Source organism: Ruegeria sp. YTSA219 (genome assembly GCF_059609985.1).
The window spans coordinates 81107-100241 of the sequence record NZ_JBXWMT010000003.1; the positions used below are offsets into that span (position 1 = coordinate 81107).

General features: G+C 59.7%; 21 protein-coding genes. 8 read left to right on the forward strand and 13 right to left on the reverse strand.

Annotation, left to right across the window (positions count from 1 at the left end; genetic code table 11):
- Positions 1-185: 185 nt before the first annotated feature.
- Positions 186-1169, forward strand: coding sequence for a quinone oxidoreductase family protein (locus AC2FFB_RS05870; RefSeq protein ID WP_496693543.1), 984 nt, complete (start codon positions 186-188; stop codon positions 1167-1169).
- Positions 1170-1214: 45 nt separating this feature from the next.
- On the opposite strand, the gene AC2FFB_RS05875 is transcribed toward AC2FFB_RS05870, so the two are convergent.
- From AC2FFB_RS05875 to AC2FFB_RS05920, 10 genes are all read right to left on the reverse strand, one after another.
- The gene (locus AC2FFB_RS05875; RefSeq protein ID WP_496874649.1) at positions 1215-1748 is read right to left on the reverse strand and encodes an outer membrane protein; all 534 of its coding nucleotides are present in this window, start codon (positions 1746-1748) and stop codon (positions 1215-1217) included.
- Positions 1749-2010: 262 nt separating this feature from the next.
- On the reverse strand, positions 2011-2487 hold the full coding sequence (locus AC2FFB_RS05880; RefSeq protein ID WP_142635340.1) for a YHS domain-containing (seleno)protein: 477 nt from the start codon (positions 2485-2487) through the stop codon (positions 2011-2013).
- A 216-nt stretch (positions 2488-2703) separates the two neighbouring features.
- Positions 2704-3540 carry a fatty acid desaturase gene (locus AC2FFB_RS05885; protein ID WP_496874650.1) on the reverse strand — a complete coding sequence of 279 codons (837 nt, stop codon included), beginning with the start codon at positions 3538-3540 and terminating at the stop codon, positions 2704-2706.
- A gap of 65 nt (positions 3541-3605) precedes the next feature.
- On the reverse strand, positions 3606-4148 hold the full coding sequence (locus tag AC2FFB_RS05890; RefSeq protein ID WP_496874651.1) for a GbsR/MarR family transcriptional regulator: 543 nt from the start codon (positions 4146-4148) through the stop codon (positions 3606-3608).
- 81 nt (positions 4149-4229) lie between these two features.
- On the reverse strand, positions 4230-4838 hold the full coding sequence (gene plsY, locus AC2FFB_RS05895) for a glycerol-3-phosphate 1-O-acyltransferase PlsY (RefSeq protein ID WP_142635346.1): 609 nt from the start codon (positions 4836-4838) through the stop codon (positions 4230-4232).
- Positions 4838-6118, reverse strand: coding sequence for a dihydroorotase (gene pyrC / locus AC2FFB_RS05900; protein ID WP_496874652.1), 1281 nt, complete (start codon positions 6116-6118; stop codon positions 4838-4840). Before pyrC ends, plsY begins: the two co-directional genes overlap by 1 nt.
- The gene (locus AC2FFB_RS05905) at positions 6115-6501 is read right to left on the reverse strand and encodes a hypothetical protein (RefSeq protein ID WP_281995257.1); all 387 of its coding nucleotides are present in this window, start codon (positions 6499-6501) and stop codon (positions 6115-6117) included. Before AC2FFB_RS05905 ends, pyrC begins: the two co-directional genes overlap by 4 nt.
- Complete coding sequence (locus tag AC2FFB_RS05910; protein WP_496712280.1) at positions 6486-7004, reverse strand: hypothetical protein; 519 nt, start codon at positions 7002-7004, stop codon at positions 6486-6488. Before AC2FFB_RS05910 ends, AC2FFB_RS05905 begins: the two co-directional genes overlap by 16 nt.
- Positions 7001-7936 carry an aspartate carbamoyltransferase catalytic subunit gene (locus tag AC2FFB_RS05915; protein WP_142635354.1) on the reverse strand — a complete coding sequence of 312 codons (936 nt, stop codon included), beginning with the start codon at positions 7934-7936 and terminating at the stop codon, positions 7001-7003. Before AC2FFB_RS05915 ends, AC2FFB_RS05910 begins: the two co-directional genes overlap by 4 nt.
- Before the next feature lie 74 nt (positions 7937-8010).
- Positions 8011-8670: a scavenger receptor class F, member 2 gene (locus AC2FFB_RS05920; RefSeq protein WP_271948520.1), complete on the reverse strand. Its 660-nt coding sequence runs from the start codon at positions 8668-8670 to the stop codon at positions 8011-8013.
- Positions 8671-8710: 40 nt separating this feature from the next.
- On the opposite strand from AC2FFB_RS05920, the gene AC2FFB_RS05925 reads away from it, so the two are divergent.
- From AC2FFB_RS05925 to AC2FFB_RS05950, 6 genes are all read left to right on the forward strand, one after another.
- Positions 8711-9475, forward strand: coding sequence for a uracil-DNA glycosylase (locus AC2FFB_RS05925; protein ID WP_496701865.1), 765 nt, complete (start codon positions 8711-8713; stop codon positions 9473-9475).
- A complete protein-coding gene (locus AC2FFB_RS05930; protein WP_496874653.1) occupies positions 9475-10071 on the forward strand; it encodes a metallophosphoesterase family protein in 597 nt (198 codons plus the stop codon). The genes AC2FFB_RS05925 and AC2FFB_RS05930 overlap by 1 nt, the downstream gene beginning before the upstream one ends.
- The gene (locus tag AC2FFB_RS05935) at positions 10071-10691 is read left to right on the forward strand and encodes a LysE family translocator (RefSeq protein WP_496874654.1); all 621 of its coding nucleotides are present in this window, start codon (positions 10071-10073) and stop codon (positions 10689-10691) included. The genes AC2FFB_RS05930 and AC2FFB_RS05935 overlap by 1 nt, the downstream gene beginning before the upstream one ends.
- 6 nt (positions 10692-10697) lie before the next feature.
- Entirely contained in the window at positions 10698-11240 is a 543-nt protein-coding gene (gene moaB, locus AC2FFB_RS05940; protein ID WP_496696503.1) for a molybdenum cofactor biosynthesis protein B, read from the forward strand.
- A 104-nt stretch (positions 11241-11344) separates the two neighbouring features.
- Positions 11345-12799 carry an efflux RND transporter periplasmic adaptor subunit gene (locus AC2FFB_RS05945; RefSeq protein WP_496874655.1) on the forward strand — a complete coding sequence of 485 codons (1455 nt, stop codon included), beginning with the start codon at positions 11345-11347 and terminating at the stop codon, positions 12797-12799.
- A gap of 5 nt (positions 12800-12804) precedes the next feature.
- Positions 12805-16203, forward strand: a complete 3399-nt coding sequence (locus tag AC2FFB_RS05950) for an efflux RND transporter permease subunit (RefSeq protein WP_496874656.1) — start codon at positions 12805-12807, stop codon at positions 16201-16203.
- Here AC2FFB_RS05950 and AC2FFB_RS05955 read toward each other — a convergent pair.
- Positions 16200-16616 carry an NUDIX hydrolase gene (locus AC2FFB_RS05955; protein WP_496874657.1) on the reverse strand — a complete coding sequence of 139 codons (417 nt, stop codon included), beginning with the start codon at positions 16614-16616 and terminating at the stop codon, positions 16200-16202. The two genes, AC2FFB_RS05950 and AC2FFB_RS05955, sit on opposite strands and share 4 nt — an antisense overlap.
- Before the next feature lie 7 nt (positions 16617-16623).
- Positions 16624-17436 carry a protein-disulfide reductase DsbD domain-containing protein gene (locus tag AC2FFB_RS05960; RefSeq protein ID WP_496693555.1) on the reverse strand — a complete coding sequence of 271 codons (813 nt, stop codon included), beginning with the start codon at positions 17434-17436 and terminating at the stop codon, positions 16624-16626.
- Between the two features lie 145 nt (positions 17437-17581).
- Here AC2FFB_RS05960 and AC2FFB_RS05965 point away from each other — a divergent pair, with 145 nt between their 5' ends.
- The gene (locus tag AC2FFB_RS05965; protein ID WP_142635367.1) at positions 17582-18136 is read left to right on the forward strand and encodes a YqgE/AlgH family protein; all 555 of its coding nucleotides are present in this window, start codon (positions 17582-17584) and stop codon (positions 18134-18136) included.
- Here the strand turns inward: AC2FFB_RS05965 and AC2FFB_RS05970 are convergent, their stop codons facing one another.
- Entirely contained in the window at positions 18137-19087 is a 951-nt protein-coding gene (locus AC2FFB_RS05970; protein ID WP_142635369.1) for an L-threonylcarbamoyladenylate synthase, read from the reverse strand.
- Positions 19088-19135 lie beyond the last annotated feature (48 nt).

Below are 19135 nucleotides of genomic sequence, written 5' to 3' on the forward strand. Positions count from 1 at the left end.
TCCTGCATTGCGATGTTGCGCAGCGGGGTCAATCCGGCGACTTGTTGCTTTTGGCCGGACCAGCCAGCAACGCCTTGGGCATAGTATAGCACAAATTTTCGCGTTTGGGTTGCGCCTCGCGTAATCGTGTCGATTGCCCTGCGTCACAGGCATGTTAGCTTGGCCTGAGGCTAGAGGAGGACAACATGCAGAAAACGGCACGAACCGTCGTCATCCATGAACACGGCGGCCCCGAGGTTCTGAAGATCGAAGATCGCCCACTTGGTGAACCCGGCCCCGGTGAGGTTCGTATTCGTCATCATGCCTGCGGGCTGAATTTCATTGATGTATATCAGCGCACTGGGCTGTATCCGCTGGATCTGCCGCAGGCTTTGGGCATGGAGGCCGCTGGCGTGATCGAAGCCGTCGGGGAAGGTGTAACGCATCTGGAATCCGGGCAGCGCGCGGCCTATGCTGCCTCTCCGCCCGGAGCCTATTGCGAGGCACGGGTCATGCCCGCCGCACAGGTGTGCCCGCTTCCGGATGGAATTTCTTTTGATGCGGCGGCCGCGATGATGCTCAAGGGGATGACAGTCGAATATCTGTTTCATCGCACCACACCGCTAAAACGCGGGGATACCGTGTTGTTTCATGCAGCTGCCGGGGGTGTTGGCTTGATTGCCTGCCAATGGGCCAAATCCGAGGGGATCACGTTGATCGGTACTGCCGGAACCGATGAAAAATGCAGTCTGGCGCAGTTCAACGGTGCCTCGCATTGCATCAATTACCGGACCGAGAACTTTGCCGAGCGTGTCGCGCAGATCACCAAAGGCAAAGGCGTAGACGCGGTGATGGATTCCATCGGGTCGGACACGTTTGACGGATCGCTCGACAGCCTGAAACCGCTTGGCATGATGATCTCGTTCGGCAATGCCTCGGGCCCGGTGCCTCTGATTGATATCGGTATTCTGGCCAAGAAAGGATCGCTCAAGATAACGCGGCCAACGCTCTTCACACATATTTCGGACCACGCGGTCTGTCAGGCCATGGCGCGGCGCCTGTTCAACAAGGTCGAAGGCGGCGAGGTCAAAATCCACATTGATCAGAGGTTCCCGCTGGATCAGGTGGCCGAGGCCCATCGCGCACTTGAGGCGCGCCAAACCACAGGCAGCACAGTTCTTGAACTGTAAATGAAAGGAACCCGGCGTTTGTGCCGGGGTTCCGTCACTGTTTTCTTAGAACCGGTAGGTGGCGCGGGCCTGGATTGTGGTCGCGTCCACATCAATTCCGGTCGAATCGAAATCGTTGAATTCGTGATACAGGATTTCGCCTCCAACGCTGACATTGGGGGCGACAATCTGTTCATACCCAGCGCCGATGAACCAACCATCGTCACTGCCAAGATTGTCCGTACTCGCCTCGGCATAGCCCCCGATACCATATAGCAGCCCCACCGGAGTCACTTTGTATCCGGCGCGTGCTTTCAGGCGCCAAACGTCTTCGATCTCGACGCCGGGGGTCAGTTCAATGCTGGTCCAGTCGTAGTCAAAGCCGCCACCGACAACCCAATCCCCCAGATCATAATCATATCCCAACACGATACCACCAATCGCGCCATCACCGTCGACGCCCGAAACATTGGTGTCGATATCGGCATAGCCGACCTGAAGGCCGCCGTAAAAGCCCGTCCAGTTGCCCGAGGATTGCGCCGAGGCGCCTCCGGCCGCAATAGAGGCGATAAAGGCCGCAATAAAAAATCTACCTGTCATTCTGTTAACCTTTCTTTCGAATTGGTCTTCAGCAAACCTGTGCTGCTCATTTGTAGGCGGTATTGCTAGGGCCCGGTCTGACGACCGGATCGCTGTCTTTTGGCTGTTTCCGTACCTGATTTCTGTGCCGCCGCTTTGGGGCACTGGCCCACGTTTTTTTGGGCTCGTTCCTGCTTGAACAACTAGGGTGAAAAATGGCGGTTTCAAATGGTAATCGGCGGCAGGGTGAACTGCCGCCGATCCGGTGTTTTTCTTGAGCGGATTATTGCGCCTGCAATTCCGAAGGGCTCTTGTCGGCGATATCTTTCCAGTTGGTGTCGGCGCGCTCGTTAAAGCCGGGGATGTCGCCTTCCCAGCGTTCCTGAATATCTGCGGACAGATTCAGGTACAGCTTGTTGTCGACGATTCTCCAGTAGTTCGGGTCGCCGTCAAACTTGAAGCCCATCGCGGTGCCGAATGCGCAATAGCCACCATATGCGGGCAGGTAGGCATCGGGGTTTTCTTCAAACGCGACTTTGTTTTCTTCCGAGGCAAAGCGGTACAAGGCTTCGTTGTGCAGCGCAGTGATGCGGTAATCGCCCTTGGTGGCTTCGCCAGCGGTGAAGTAAGCGACCGGGTCATAGCCCTGCAGCGCCAGACCGGTCGAACTTGCGTTCAGTTCGACGCCTGCAGCCAGGGTTGAGCTTGCGATGGCAACAGACAGCGCGACGCCGCCGATAAGGGATTTGATCTTGTTCATTGTTTTCACCTTTCGTGAATCGAGCTGCCGGGGGATTCCGTAATTGAGTCTGGGCAACCCTGATTGTTTTGTTCCGTGCGGTCGGTAATTGGCCGCCACGACCCCGAAGTGGGCAGCGTATTGATCACGTTCAAAACAACTAAAGGTGATTGTGTGCTGGCAAACGGATCCTGTGCATTTCCGCTCAGGATCCTTGGGTGCGCGTATCAGTAAGGATTAGGGTTCAACCCGGAACCGGCGTGGTTCCAGCCAGCCGATGACCGGCTTGCGACTTGCGGCATATCCTGCAACCGAACGTTCCAGCCGATCCGCGAGAACGGGCAACCGGCTGACAGGAACCTTCGGGAACAGATGGTGTTCGCGGTGGTAGAACATCAGATAGGCCAGCCGCGCCAGCACCCCGCGCTGACTGCGCGCGGCAACGCCACTGTCATGCGTGCCCTGATGGGTTATCCAGACCGCAAACAGGGCGGCAAGGCATTGGGCTGTGCTCATCGCAGCCACGTGCAGCAGCAAGGTTTGCGATCCGTTCAGCACAGCAGTGGCGATCACGGCAAGCACCAGCCCCCAGTCGATCAGGATGCGGCGGCGGGCCTTGGCGTTGGCGACCCGCCAGGCCGCACGGTTGATGTCGAAGGGAAACCGGGGTCCGTGTACCAAGACCTGCGCCAGGGTCATGTGCCCGCAATTCCCCTCGCAATCGCCCGGACCCATGGCGTGTTTGTGATGCAGCAGGTGGCATTGGCAGAAAGCGTGATTAGAACCCAACATAAACGCGCTGAGCACATGCATCACCAAGGAATCCTGCCGCCGCGACAGCCCCAGATTGCCGTGGATCGCTTCGTGGTTCAGGCGCAGGGCGCACAGAAAGAACAGAAAGCTGGCCATAGCACCAAGTGGCCAGAGGGCAGTACTGTAGAGCGTCAGAGACAGCAGCAGCCAGGGCAGCGGCAGCATCAGTTCCTTGATCTTGTCCCAGCGGTTCAGGGGAACTAGGTCGGCCCATTGGATGCCTTTCGGTGCGCGTTCGGTCGGGCGTTTAGGCTGGATCATGTCATGCTCCTTTTTACATCATATTCTGAGATTTCTGTATTGAGAGAAATTTAAGGGTAAAATTTTTAGGGCGACTTGTCCCCTTGTCCCTTGGGCAGCAGCCGGGCGATGCGTCCGCCAAGTTTGACGATTGCCAGTTGAACGCGGCGAGGTAGACGGTTCACATCGACATACCAGTCGTTGAACATCTGCATGGTCTCTAGTGTCTCATCAATTCGCTGGCGCACTTTGGGCGAGGTGCCGTCAATCTGGGCCTCTTGGGCCACGATACGCAGCGCGTCCAGGGTGGGGGCGTATTCCCGCTCGCGGCGGCCTTCGACCACAGCTTTGGTCAGGTCAAACATGTCCCGAATCGAATGAAAGTGATCGCGCCGGTCACCCAGGTTTCGGCTGGCTTTGATCAGCTTCCAGCTTTGCAGTTCCTTCAGCCCGGTCGAGACGTTCGAGCGGGCCAGCCCGAGCGTTTCACAGATCTCATCTGCAGTCATCGGTTCGGGCGAGATGTGCAATAGCGCGTGGATTTGCGCGACCGAGCGGTTCACACCCCACTTGGTACCCATTTCCCCCCAATGGAGGATAAAGTCGCGCATGGATTCTGTAAGGTGCATGATTGTATCCAGTAATTTCTGTAATGACAGAAATTATAGATCGAAATGATTCGATCAAGAACCAATTAACTCGGGCGGATATCAGGTCTTGGACCCGATCCTGGGTTCGGTGCCGGCTTTGATGCGCGAGATATTGGCGGCATGGCGCCAGTACACAAGCAATGTCAGGACGATTCCCAGAATAAACGTCGACCCGTCACTCAAAACCATGACCCAGGTTGTAGACAGGGACGCTGCTGCAAGGGCCCCAAGCGACGAAATCCGCCAGATGGCAGCGGCCACCAGCCAAGTTATGCAGCAGGCAATGCCCACGCCCCAGTCAAGCGCTAGCCAGAGGCCCAGAAAGGTCGCGACACCCTTGCCACCTTTGAAGCCCAACCAGACTGGAAAACAGTGGCCCAGAAACGCGGCCAATGCGGCGACCTGTACAGCGTCTTCTCCGGCCATGGCACGGGCGAGCAAGACGGCAGCGGCCCCTTTACCGGCGTCAAAGATCAGAGTCAGCGCGGCGGCGGCCTTGTTACCGGTGCGAAGTACATTGGTCGCCCCAATATTGCCCGACCCGATATCGCGCAGATTTCCCAGTCCCATCACCTTGGCGATGATCATGCCAAAGGGGATCGACCCCATCAGGTATCCAATCGCGGCCCAGAGGATCAGCTGGGTCATCGTACTGTCGATCAGGGGCATCAGGGTCTCCGGTATACTTCTTGGCCTGCCACAAAGGTTGCGGTGACCTTACCTTGCATCCTCTGGCCGTCAAATGGCGTATTCTGCGATTTGGATCTAAGCGTGAACCGGTCCAGCACAAAGGGTACATCCGGGTCGAACAGAACCAGATCGGCCGGTGCGCCCTCAGACAGGCGACCGCTGTCCAGACCCAGTCGTTTAGCCGGGTTCAGAGCCATCGCGCGGAACAGAGTCGGCAAGTCCAGTTGATCAGCATGGTACAGGCGCAAAGCCGCAGGCAGCAACGTCTCCAGCGCCACCGCGCCCGAGGCCGCCTCTTCAAACGGGAGGCGTTTGCTTTCTTCGTCCTGTGGCGTGTGCATGGAACTGATCGTGTCGATCAGACCTGCCCGCACCGCTTCGATGACAGCCTGCCGGTCATCTTCCGACCGCAGCGGAGGTTTGACCTTGAAGAAGGTGCGATAGTCGGCCACGTCCAGCTCATTCAGCGTCAGATGGTGGATCGAGGTGCCAGCAGTGATGTCCAGCCCGTTCCGCTTGGCCCGTTCCAGCGCGGGCAGGGCGCGGGCGGTGGTAATCTGATCGGCGTGATAGGCCGCACCGGTCATTTCCAGCAACGCAATGTCGCGGTCCAGCCCCATACGCTCGGCCATTGGGGAAACGGCGGGCAATCCGCGCAAGGCGGCGAATTTGCCGCTGGTGGCGGCGGCGCCAGCGCTCAGCCCCGGTTCCTGAGGGTGGGCGATCACCAGCGCACTGCAGGATTTAGCATAGGTCAGCGCGCGGGTGAACACTTTGGTATCTGCAATGACATGATCACAGTCGGTAAAGGCGACGGCACCGGCATCCAGCAGAAATCCGATCTCGGTCATCTCGCGCCCTTCGCGCCCTTTGGTCAGGGCCGCCATGGGCAGCACGTTGACCGGGGCATCCGCCTGTGCGCGCCGGGTCGCAAATTCCAGCGTTTCCGGCGTGTCCACGGCGGGTAAGGTATCGGGGCGCGTCACGATCGTGGTCACACCCCCTGCCGCCGCCGCCAGGCCTGCGGATTTATAGCTTTCCTTGTGCCGCTCGCCCGGCTCGCAAACCTTGACGCCGAGATCGACGATGCCCGGTGCCAGGCAATGCCCGCCGCAGTCGATGACCTGCGCGTCAATCGACGGGGCCGCACCTTCGCCCTTGGCTATGATACGGCCATCAGCCACATGCACCCATCCCGGTGCGTCCGCGCCAGTTTCGGGGTCGATCAGGCGGGCGTTGGTGAAGATCAGATTGCTCATGCCATGGCCCTTTCAATAGCGGTTTTGGTAGCGGCGGGATCTGCCTGATACTTGATCAGGTGCTTGTCCCCGCCTTTTGTGACGATTTGAACAAAGCTACCCATGGTTTTGACAGCCTCGATCTGGTTCAGCGCCACTTTGCGCGGGCCAGGGCCGGTCAGAGTAGTGTCTGTCATTTCCCATGCGGCCGTCAGCTCGTCTGAGGCCAGATACCACGCACGAATGCCGATTGCAGCAAGGCCCGCAGGCGCGCCGGTCCACACATAGGGATTACCGATCAGCCAAAGGATGATCATGGCCCCTGCCATAGCCGCGGCTGCCATCCACGTGTTGGTGCGGATATAGGCCCCTTTGTCGGGTGGGAAAGTCACAGGATCAGCCATAGGGCACCTCCGATAACCAGAAGGATCAGCAGCGCCAGAACCGCAGAGCCCATGCGACGCGGTCTGTCATTTTGCGGTGCGGATTGCGGCGCCGAATACGGTTTCGCGCTTTCCGTCTCAATCCGGCCACCTGCCCAGCTTGTTGCTTCTTCGGTGTAGAGGCCGATCAGGCGCAGCCTGCGGTCGGGGCGCAAAGCGGCTGCACGACCGCGAAATGCGGCGCTGCGGACCACCAGAACCCAGCCGTCAATCGCATCCAGAGCTGTGTGGTCCAGCTGATCTGCGGACACGTCGCAGCCCTCGGTCAGATAGCCATAGAGGCCAAGGTCTTCGAGGTCCGAGACCGGAAAGACGTCAACCTGTTCGGGATCCAGCCCCGCTACCCCTAGAATCTGATCGACGGCTCCGGGTTCGCGCAGAAACTTGGCCTCTTCCGGGCGCATGTCGAGTGCGAACAGGCGGATAACGCCGTGTTCATGGGATGCAACGGCCAGATCGCTCATGCGGCCTCGCGCAGATTGCGGGCCAGCAGTTCCATCGCAGCCATGCGGACGGCGACACCCATCTCAACCTGCTCCTGAATGACCGAGCGGTTGATATCATCGGCTAGCGTTCCGTCAATCTCGACCCCGCGGTTCATTGGGCCGGGATGCATTACAATGGCATCGGGTTTGGCCTGCGCCAGTTTGGCGGCATCCAGCCCGTAGCGATGATAGTATTCACGTTCCGAGGGGATGAACCCGCCATCCATCCGCTCTCTCTGAAGGCGCAGCATCATCACGACATCGACGTCTTGAAGGCCTTCGTTCATATCGTCATAGATCTCGGCTCCAAACTCGGCAAATTGGCTGGGGACCAGCGTTGGTGGGCCGATCAGGCGAATGCGGTTTTCCATCTTGCCGAGCAGGATCAAGTTCGACCGCGCCACGCGGGAATGGGCGACGTCGCCGCAGATCGCGATGTTCAACCGGTGCAGGCGACCCTTGGCGCGGCGAATGGTCAACGCATCCAGCAGCGCCTGTGTTGGGTGCTCATGCCGCCCGTCGCCTGCGTTCAGTACGGCGCAATTCACCTTCTGCGCCAACAGATCAACCGCGCCGGAATGCGGGTGCCGCACCACCAGAAGGTCAGGATGCATCGCGTTCAGCGTCATCGCCGTGTCGATCAACGTCTCGCCTTTTTTGATCGAGCTGGCCTGCATTGCCATATTCATCACATCCGCACCCAGCCGCTTGCCTGCCAGTTCGAAACTGGCCTGAGTACGGGTCGAGTTCTCAAAGAACATGTTGATTTGCGTCAGCCCCGCCAGCACATCCGAGTGCTTGTTCGGTTGCCGGTTCATCTCGACATAGGTCTCGGCCAGATCAAGAATGGCAGTAATATCGGATTGGGACAGGTGCTCGATGCCAAGAAGGTGACGATGGGCGAAACGCATGGGCGGACTCCTGTCTGACAATCGGCCCGCTTATAGAAAGCCGCGCCGCGCAAGGCAACCTTGGGATCAAGGCGTTAGGGCAGTTTCTCACACCCACCCTCGGGCAAGCACTGTTCGCCGGGTTTGCACCATTTGCCATAGCCGCAGTCGATCGCCTTAACCGGCACACATCCTTGGTGGTTCGAACATTTGAATCCAGGGCGGCATTGTGATCCGGTTTTCTCGCACAAGAACCAACCGGGCTGTGCGCATCCTCCGCCTGGCAGGCAGGATGATCCGGCCGCACAGGTCAAGCCGTCGTCACAGGTGATGGGGCTGCCGCTGGTGGCTGAATCCGGGTCGAATTCGGGGGTGTTTCGCTGGCATTCCCCGCGCGCGTTGCAAAAGCTGTCGCCGGGGCAGTCCAGACGCGTGGTGCATGCGTTGGCTCCTTTGGGTGCGCAGCGTAGACCGCCTGCCACGCAGCGCTCGAACGGGCCGCAGCTGCGGCCGCCGCCGCAATAGGTGCCGCCCAGCGGGATGCAATGATTGTCGAAACTGCATCTTTGCCCACCGGAACAGCACCGACTGCCACAGGCGAACTGCCCCGCGCGGCACTGATCGTTTCGATCAAACAGCTGCGCCGAAATAGGCCCGCTGACCAAGGCCAGAAGCGCCCAAATTGAGAGGAATCGAAACAGGATCAGCATGATTGCCCCAATGGTCGGTGCGACCGAGCGCGCAATCAAGGCCAATTCGCTTTCCCTCGGTCAAAAGGAGGTTAGATTGAGTGTTATGGAATCGGCTTTGGACTTTCACACAGCGCGGGCTCTGCTGGACTGGCAGATTGAACTGGGCGCGACGGATGCGATCGGGGATATCCCGGTGAACCGCTATACGTTGCCCGACACAGCGCCCAAATCCAAAAAGCCCACAGCGGTACAAACGGCGCCGGAAAAGCCCAAGCCGGTCGATGCGTTGGCGATTGCCGATTCAGTCGCCAAGACAGCTGGTTCACTGGACCAGTTGCGCGCTGCGATGGATGCGTTTGATCATTGCGAGTTGAAACGTGGCGCGCGCCAGTTGGTGTTTGCCGACGGGACGCCGGGTGCGCGGGTGATGATTATAGGCGAAGCTCCGGGCCGGGATGAAGATCGCGAGGGCAAGCCCTTTGTTGGCCGGGCCGGGCAGTTGCTGGACAGGATGTTGTCCGCGATTGAGCTGAACCGTGCCGAAAACGTCTATATCACCAATGTCCTGCCCTGGCGGCCCCCGCAGAACCGGGATCCCAAGCCCGAAGAGATCGGCATGATGAAGCCGTTTCTGGAGCGCCACGTCGCATTGGCCAAGCCCGAGGTTCTGGTCGTGATGGGCAATATCAGCTGTCAGGCGGTGCTGGGCAAACGCGGTATAACTCGGTTGCGCGGCCAGTGGGATCAGGCTTGGGGGCTGCCGGTCATCCCGATGTTTCACCCTGCTTACTTGCTGCGGCAACAGCCAATGAAACGGCAGGCCTGGGCAGATCTGTTGGAGTTGAAGGCCCGGTTGGAGGGCAAGTGATGCGCATCCTGGCCTTTTCCGACCTGCATATGGCGCGCAGCCGGGCGGTCGAATTGGTTGCCGCCAGCGCCGAGGCAGATCTGGTGATCGGTGCTGGTGATTTCTGCAATATGCGGCAAGGGCTGGATCAGGCGATGGAGATGCTTGCAGGCATTTCGGCCCCTCTGGTCCTAACCCCCGGCAATGCCGAAAGCGTCCAAGAGCTGACAGCGGCTGTGCCCGAATGTGTCCACGTGCTGCACGGCACCGGGATGACTGTGGACGGGGTGCGCCTGTTTGGTCTGGGATATGGTGTGCCGGTGACGCCTTTTGGCGGTTGGTCCTGCGATCTGACCGAGGCCGAGGCCGCCGAGTTGCTGGATCGGTGCGACGCTGCCGATATTCTGATTACGCATTCTCCGCCTAAAGGGCATGGCGATGTCACGTCAATGGGCGGCGCCGTCGGTTCGGTCGCGGTGCGCGACGCGATCGAGCGGGTGCAGCCGCAGCTTTCTCTGCATGGCCATATCCATGACAGCTGGGGGTATCGCGGGGCAATCGGGCGCACCCAGGTGGCCAATCTGGGGCCCAGACCAAATTGGTTTGAGCTGCATTGATGATCGAAACTGTAACCCTTCTGGCGTTTATCCCGGCTGCGCTCGCTCTGAACCTCACACCCGGAGCTGATATGATGTTCTGCTTTGGGCAGGGCCTGCGCAAAGGCGCACGGCCCGCGCTTGCGGCCAGCGCCGGTATTTCTGCAGGGTCGATGGTGCATGTCCTGCTGGCTGGGCTTGGGTTTGGCGCGGCGGTATCGACGCTGCCCTGGCTGTTTGATGTGATCCGTTGGTTGGGGGTGGCCTATCTGCTGTATCTGGCCTGGCGTTCGATCAAAAACGGTGCTGTGCCGGCCGAGGCACCGGCACATAGCGGGAAACTTGCTTTTCGTGATGGGCTGCTGGTCAATCTCACCAATCCAAAGGTCATCCTGTTCGTGCTGGCCTTCATCCCGCAATTTGTGGACCCGACCTTGGGGCCAATCTTGCCGCAGTTCCTGACCCTTGGCCTTATCATCGCGGTGGGCGGCTTTGTGGTGAACGGGATGGTCGGCATGTTTGCCGGTGGCGCGGGCCGAGTCTTGGTCTCGAACCCGCGTGCCTCGCGTTTCATGGGTTGGGTGACCGGAGGGATTTTTACGGCGCTCGCCATTCGGCTTGCGATTATGGAAAGGGCCTGACGTCACATGTCACGCATCGACGAAAGCAAAGAATTCATTCCAGTTCGGATCGCCGTCCTCACTGTCTCGGATACGCGGACGCTGCCCGAGGACAGATCGGGACAGACTTTGGTGGATCGGATTCAGGCGGCGGGCCATTTGGTCGCGGACCGCAAGATCCTTCCGGATGAGCGCGCCCAGATTGCAGAACAGCTGCGCGTGTGGATCGCAGATCCGGAAATCGACGCCGTCATCTCAACCGGGGGTACCGGCCTGACCGGGCGCGACGTCACGGTCGAGGCGCATCGGGATGTCTACGAGAAGGAAATCGACGCATTCGGCACGGTTTTTACAATCCTGTCGATGCAAAAGATCGGCACCTCTGCCGTCCAGTCGCGCGCCACAGGTGGCGTCGCCGGGGGCACCTATCTGTTTGCATTGCCCGGCAGCCCCGGTGCCTGCAAGGATGCCTGGGATGGAATATTGCTAAAACAGTTCGATTATCGTCACCGGCCCTGCAATTTCGTGGAAATTATGCCCAGATTGGACGAACATCTGCGACGGAAGTAAGCTGGTTACACGTTCAAATGTGTATTACCGCTTTGTGGCTTGGCATTTTTCGGGGCAAAGCTACCTTCTGAAATGCCAGCCTGATGCGAACGGGGTGATAGTAAATGCGCTTTCTGAGGCAGAGCCTTGCCGGAGTTTTCCTGACGTCCTTGACGTTGGCACTCTTGTTTGTGGCGGTTCAGATGATCGCGGGTGCAGTGCAGGATGTTCTGACGCGCGAGGATGCCGCTCCGCAGGCGCGGGAGCGCATTTTTGCGGTTACTGTCCGGCATGCCGAAGTGGAAACCGTAACGCCTTATCTTGAAGCATTTGGTGAAGTGCAAAGCCGCCGCCGCCTGGAACTGCGTGCAGCGCTTGGTGGCCGTGTGATTTCCTTGTCCGAAGATTTCGAAGATGGCGGTGCTGTCACTGCAGGAGAGGTTCTGGTCGAGCTTGATCCGGCGGATGCACAATCGGCGCTGGACCGCGCCAAGTCGGACCTGCTGGATGCTCAGTTTGAGGAACGCGATGCCGAACGGTCGCTGCTGCTGGCGCAGGATGAGCTGAACTCGGCCGAGGCGCAGGCCGAATTGCGGGGCCGAGCCCTGCAGCGTCAAAAAGACTTGAAAAGCCGGGGAGTGGGCGCGGCGGCATCCGTGGAAGAGGCGGAACTGGCCGAGGCATCGGCACAGCAATCTGTTTTGGCCCGGAGGATCGCGCTGGCACAGGCGGAATCGCGCGTCGATCAGGCGACGACGTTGCTGTCGCGTGCCCGTATTGCACTGGCCGCCGCCGAACGTGATTTGGAAGACATGACCATCCATGCCCGGTTCGGGGGCACATTGACCGACGTAACTTTGGTTGAGGGTCGCCTGGTCTCGGCCAACGAAAAACTGGCCGAATTGGTTGATCCTAAAGCACTTGAGGTGGCCTTTCGCGTCTCGACCGCGCAATTCGTGCGCCTGCTGGATGCTGAAGGGGATCTGATCAATTCCCCGGTCACTGTATCGCTAGAGGTTACAGGAGCAGATCTTGCGGCGCAGGGCCGCATAAGCCGCGATAGCGGCTCGGCCGGAGAAGGGCAAACCGGTCGCCTGCTTTATGCCTTGCTCGAGGATACTTCGGGATTCAAGCCCGGTGATTTCGTGACAGTCTCGGTTCAGGAACAGCCGCTTGAGAACGTGGTGCGCCTGCCGTCCTCGGTTCTGGATTCAGCAGGGACGGTTCTGATTCTGGGCAAGGATGACCGGCTTGAAGTTCTACCAGTGCAGTTGATCCGCCGTCAGGGTGATGAGGTGCTGCTGCGCGGGCGGGGGTTGGAAAGTCGCGAGGTTGTCATTGGTCGAACGCCTCTGCTTGGGGCCGGTGTCCGGGTCAGGCCGCTGCGGGATGAGGCCAACGCAGGGGGCCAGACGGATATGGTCGAGCTGTCCGAGGAACAGCGTGCCCAGCTGGTGGCGCAGGTCGAAGCCAGTGATGCATTGCCTAAAGATGTCAAAGCCCGCGTGCTGGGCCAACTGGGCGAAGCCAAGGTTCCCGCGTCGTTGGTGCGCAGCATCGAAAACCGAGCCGGAGGTTAGGCGCGATGATGCGCGAAATTCCCGGCGCGGCTGGGGGGATACTCAGCTATTTCACGCGCCACAGGACGGTCGCCAACCTGCTGCTGCTAGTTATGCTGGTGCTGGGCGCGGCGGCCATCCCGAATATGCGGGCGCAGTTCTTTCCCGATGTGATCCTTGAACGGGTGGATGTCAGCGTTAGCTGGGATGGAGCTGGCCCTGAAGATGTTGATAATGGCATCGTTCAGTTGTTGGAGCCGGCCCTTCTGGCCGTTGAAGGCGTGTCCAGCACCTCTTCGACTTCGCGCGAGGGCACAGCCCAGATCCGGATGGAGTTCGAGCCGAACTGGGATATGTCTCGCGCGGTCGAAGAGGTCAGAACAGCGGTCGACAGTGTCACCAACTTGCCAGACGACGCTGATGAGCCGACCATCCGACGCGGTGCCTGGCGCGATCGCGTCACGGATGTTGTCGTCACCGGCCCTGTCGATCCTGAACAGCTGGCCAAGTTCACCGATGAGCTGATCAACCGTTTGTTCGCTGTTGGCGTGACCCGCACCACGATCCGGGGCCTTGCCGCGCCGCGCATCGTGGTCGAGGTGCCCACCGCGCAGTTGATCGCCAATGACATCACCCTGTCCGAGATCGCATTGGCCATCGCAGCCGAGGTCAACGCCAATCCGGCGGGCGATGTGACAGGGGCCAATGCGCGTATTCGCACCGGCACCGAAAAGCGCAGCCCGGAAGAGATCGAAGGGATTACGCTGCGCAATTTCACCGATGGCTCAAAGCTGTTGATCGGTGACGTGGCGCAGATCCAGATTGAAGGTGTCACCAGAAATCGTAGCTATTTTGTTGGCAAGAATCCGGCAATGTCCGTTCGTGTGGATCGGTCAAATCTGGGGGACGCGATTGAAATTCAACACACGGTCGAAGATGTCGTCTCGCAGATGCAAGCCAGCCTGCCCGAGGGCGTAAAGGCCGAGCTGATCCGGACACGGGCGCAAGCGATCACCGACCGGCTGGATATTCTGGTCGATAACGGGCTGGTTGGGCTGGGTCTTGTGGTCTGCCTGCTGTTTCTGTTTCTGAATGCGCGGATTGCCTTTTGGGTTGCCGCGGGTATCCCGGTGGCAATGTCGGCGGCGATTGCGTTCATGTATATTGGCGGCCTGTCGATCAACATGGTGTCGTTGTTCGGCCTGATTATCACTCTGGGTATCGTCGTGGATGACGCCATCGTTGTGGGTGAACATGCCGATTTTCGCGCGCGACGGCTGGGTGAGCCGCCAATGGTGGCCGCCGAACGCGCCGCACGTCGCATGGCGATGCCGGTCTTTGCTGCGACGCTGACCACGGTTATCGCCTTTTTCGGCCTGACTGCGATTGGTGGCCGTTTCGGAGAGTTGATCCGCGACATCCCCTTCACGGTGATAGCGGTATTGATCGCCTCGCTGATCGAATGCTTTCTGATCCTGCCCAACCATATGGCCCACGCGATTGCGCACTCTGCCAAGGAACATTGGTATGACCTGCCGAACCGTGTGGTGAACAAGGGGTTTCGCTGGGTGCGCGATACGCTGTTCCGACCGCTGATCGCCTGGGTAATCTGGGCACGCTATGTGGTGGTGTCGGCGATGATCGTCATTCTGGCCAGCCAGATTTCCCTGTTCATACACGGGGACGTGAACTGGCGGTTCTTCAATGCGCCCGAGCGTGGATCGGTTACAGGCAATTTTATCATGGCCGAGGGCGCAGGCCGCGCGGATACGTTGGCCATGATGCACCAACTGCAGGCCTCGGTAGAGGCGCTTGGCCAACGCTATGAAGAGCGGCACGGGCGCAACCCCATTGATTACGTGCTGGCCGAGATCGGGGGATCCGCGGGCCGTGCACTTTCGGCAGCGGATGGCAAGGACACGGATTTGCTGGGCGGGATTTCGATCGAGTTGATAGATGCCGACCTGCGCCCCTATTCGAGCTTCGAGTTTGTCGGAGAGTTGCAGGAAATGGCGCCAAGCCATCCCAAACTTGAGCTGCTCAGCTTCAGGGGCTGGCGGTCTGGTCCGGGAGGAGATGCGATTGACGTGCAGCTCTACGGCGCCGATGTGAACACGCTTAAAACGGCTTCCGAGGACTTGCAGGTCGCGCTTTCGAAATACCCTGAGGTTTCAGCGCTGGAAGACAATCTGGCCTATGACAAGGAAGAATACATTTTGGATCTGACCGCGCAGGGACAGGCGCTGGGCTTTCGGATCGAAACATTGGGCCGGGTGCTGCGGGACCGTCTGAACGGGATCGAGGCCGCGACCTTCCCGGATGGCCCGCGCAGTGCCGAGATCCGGGTTGAATTGCCTGAAGGAGAACTGACCGCCGATTTCCTGGAACGCACACTGATGCGCACGCCCGATGGAGTCTATGTCCCGTTGGCCGATATCGTTTCGGTTCAGCGTAAATCCGGATTCTCGACCGTGCGGCGTGAAAACGGACTGCGGGTGATTTCGGTCTATGGCGATATCTCCGAGGATGATCCAACACGCGCGGCCGAGATCGCCCGTGCGATGAGCGAGGAAATTCTGCCCAATATCGCAGCCACACGTCAGGTCGAGTGGACCATGGCAGGTCTGAGCGAGCAGGAAGAAGAGTTTCTGTCCGAAGCCCGTACCGGTCTGATCCTGTGCCTGACGGGCATCTATCTGGTGCTGGCCTGGGTCTTTGCCAGTTGGACCCGACCATTGGTGGTGATGGCGATCATTCCGTTTGGTTTGGTCGGAACCATTTGGGGCCATTATATCTGGGAGGTCCCGCTCAGCATGTTCACGGTTGTTGGCCTGCTTGGGATGACCGGAATCATCATCAACGACTCGATTGTTCTGGTGACGACGATTGACGAGTATCAGCAGACTCGTGGGCTGATGCCCTCCATCGTCGAGGGGACATCGGACAGATTGCGGCCAGTAATGCTGACGACGCTGACCACGGTTCTGGGCCTGACCCCACTGTTGTACGAAGGATCGCAGCAGGCACAGTTCCTCAAACCGACCGTGATCACGCTGGTCTATGGGTTGGCGTTTGGGATGGTGCTGGTATTGCTGCTCGTTCCTGCCCTGCTGGGGATCCTGAACGATCTGTCGCGGCCAATGACGGCCATGCGTCGCGCAATTCGGGCGCCGGATCGTGTGGTGCAGGGGGCGCTTGTTGTCACCGGGTTTGCCTTGATGCTCTGGTTTGCGTTGACGATGATCTGGCCTGCGGTGACCGGGTCTCCACCGGGCCTTGTTTCGGGGCTTTATGCCGGGCCAGAGGGCCCCTCAATCCTGCGGATGGGGTTTGGAGCTTTTACTGCCGGCGCCACGGTGATTCTGGTGGTGAGCATTGTTTTGTCGGGCCTGTTGTACGCCCGTCTCAAAGGACGCACTGCCTAGCCCTGACGCAGGGCGGTTTCCAACAGGTTTGAGACTCGGTCGCTCATGGGCAGTGCGCCTTGTCGGATCAAGTCCAGTGGGAACCAGCGTGCATCCATTGCGTCATCCCCCGCAACCGGTAGCCCGGTCTGATACTGGCAGGCCACGCCAACCAACAGGTAATGAGACAGAACCGCGCCATGAGCGTCGCGGCGCAACAGGTCCAGATTGTCCAGATACCGCAACGGCTCGGCAATCACCGAGGTTTCTTCGCGCAGTTCCCGCTGTGCTGCCTGCAGGACGGTTTCGCCCCATTCCACATGGCCGCCGGGAAAGCCCCATAGCCCCTTATCCGGATGCTTGCTGCGCTGAACCAGAAGGACGTGCCCGTCATGAATGACGACCGCAAGCGCACCGATTTTCGGAGTTTGCATCATGGGGTCAGCCAGCGCTGCACCCCAGAATGTCCACCGCGTGATTGGCACCCAGAACAGTGATCCGGATCTTTGAGCGATCCAGCGCAAACGGACCGCCCGAGGCGTTGATCACCTCGGATGTGGCGACCAGAGTACCGCCCTGCCGTTTGGCGTCGGTTTGCGAGGCCCACAGCTCGGGGTTGCCGGGTTCGATCACGGCGATCTCGCGGCCACCTGCGGATGGCATGGTGACGCGCGCCTCGATCTGCATTCCGTCAGACGTCGGGGTCAGGTGGCACCGCGCGTTGGCGACCCGGGCTTCTTTGGCGGAATAGGGACGCTTGGCCAGTGCCGCCGCGATCGTCGGGTTGCGCTCTGCTTCGGCGTTCAGGGTATGATCGAAGCCCAAACGTTCCGGGATGCAGACGTCTTTGCAGACCCCCAGATCCACCGTGCCTTTCAGCCGCACGGGTTTGGCCGGGTTCTTCGGCGAAATCTCGACCGGCAGGACCATTTGATTTTCGTATCCAATCGACTGCAGGCCATTCTGGTCAAAGACATCCGGCGCGGGCCATGTGATCGACACGCTGCCGACATTGGTTGATCTTTTCCAGTCGAACTGTGGCGGAATACCCGCATCGCCCGGCGCCCGCCAATAGGTCTTCCAGCCGTCCTGCAGGGTCACCCGCAGCGCCCCAAGATAGGCTCCATTTGCTGTGCGCCCGCCGTCCAGGATATCCAATTCGGCCACCGAGCCGACCACTTGTGCAGATGCCGGTCCAATCGCGCCAACGGTCACGGCAAAGGCGGCTGCCAGAAATGTCTTGTGAATGTTCATACCCTATAAATGCGTGGTCTCGAGGCGAATTCCAAGTCACGTTCGGGTCACTCGAATGAAATCTAGCGAAATCGCCGCTCGTCCCTTGCCAATACCGGGACTGCGGGGGCATTGTTGATGGGAGCTCAGCAAGAGATGTCGTCTTATGGATCTGACCGGTAAACTGTTGATTGCGATGCCTGGGATGGGCGATCCGCGTTTCGATCATTCGGTTGTCTATATTTGCAGCCATGGCGACGATGGCGCGATGGGTCTGATCATCAACAAACCTTCGGATTTACGCATAAAGACGCTGCTGGGTCAGTTGAACATCGCTTGCCGTATCCCGATCGTGGGTGAGCGTCTGGTGCATTTCGGCGGCCCGGTCGAGATGTCGCGCGGATTCGTCCTGCACAGCGCCGATTATGACGCGAACCTCCATTCCCTGCAGATTTCGGACGATTTCAGCATGACTGCAACGTTGGACGTGCTTGAAGACCTGGCCTCGGGGCAAGGACCGCTGAATTCTATGCTGACGCTAGGGTATTCAGGCTGGGGACCCGGGCAGCTTGAGGATGAGATCGCGATGAACGGATGGCTCACAACCGAGGCGGATTCGAAGCTGGTGTTCGATGTCCCCGATGATCAGAAATGGGAGGCGGCGCTGGCAACGCTGGGCGTCGATCCTCTGACTCTGTCGGCCAGTGCAGGGCGCGCCTGATCAACTGTCACGCGGTGCTGCAGCCCGGCGCAACCGGTCGTTGATAGCGGCGCCCAATCCGTGGTCCGGAATAGGGGACACGGCAATCGGGCGTCCGGTGCTGTTGAGCTTGTGCAAAGCGGCAAAAAGATTGGCCGCTGCCTCGGTCAGGTTACCATCAGCGGACAGGTTCAGGTCGCATTCGACCGGTCCAAATCCCAAGAGAATCTCGTCACCATGTGTAGTCTGCGCGTTCAACCGGACCGCCACGTCCGGGGCGTAATGCGACAGCATCTGTCCGGGTGCTGTTAGCGTGTCGCCCGATTGGTGTAGATGCAATGCCGTACCGAGAGCTGCCTCGATCTGGTCCAAAGCCACCCCTCCGGGGCGTAGCAAAGCGGATTCTCCAGCGAGGCCGACAATAGTGGATTCCAGCCCGACACCGCAGGGACCGTCATCCAGAATGGCAGCGATGCGCCCGTCCAGACCGGCGCGGACATGCGCGGCTGTTGTCGGGCTGATCTGTCCCGAAGGGTTGGCCGAGGGCGCAGCGACCGGCCCGTCGAACATCTCGAGAATAGCCCGGGCAGAAGGATGCGCAGGCACCCGAACCGCCAATGTATCCAGCCCGGCAGTGACAAGCGACGATACACCGTGCCCTTCCCGCAGCGGCAGAACCAGAGTCAGCGGGCCGGGCCAGAACGCCTGTGCCAACGCCTCGGCCTGATCTGACCATTCAACAAACCTGCGCGCGGACTCTACCGATGCGACATGCGCAATCAGAGGGTTGAAACTGGGTCGGCCCTTGGCGGCATAGATGCTGGCGACAGCCTCTCCGTTGCGGGCATCCCCACCCAGCCCATAGACCGTTTCAGTCGGGAAAGCGACCAGCTGTCCCTGCCTCAGAAGATCCGCAGCCTGAGCAATTCCCGCCGGGTCGGCTGACAGTTCGAGTGTACCGTTAGAGATCATTGTGAGTGACGCCGCGTTTTGATTGCTTGTAGCATAAGGATGGGTACG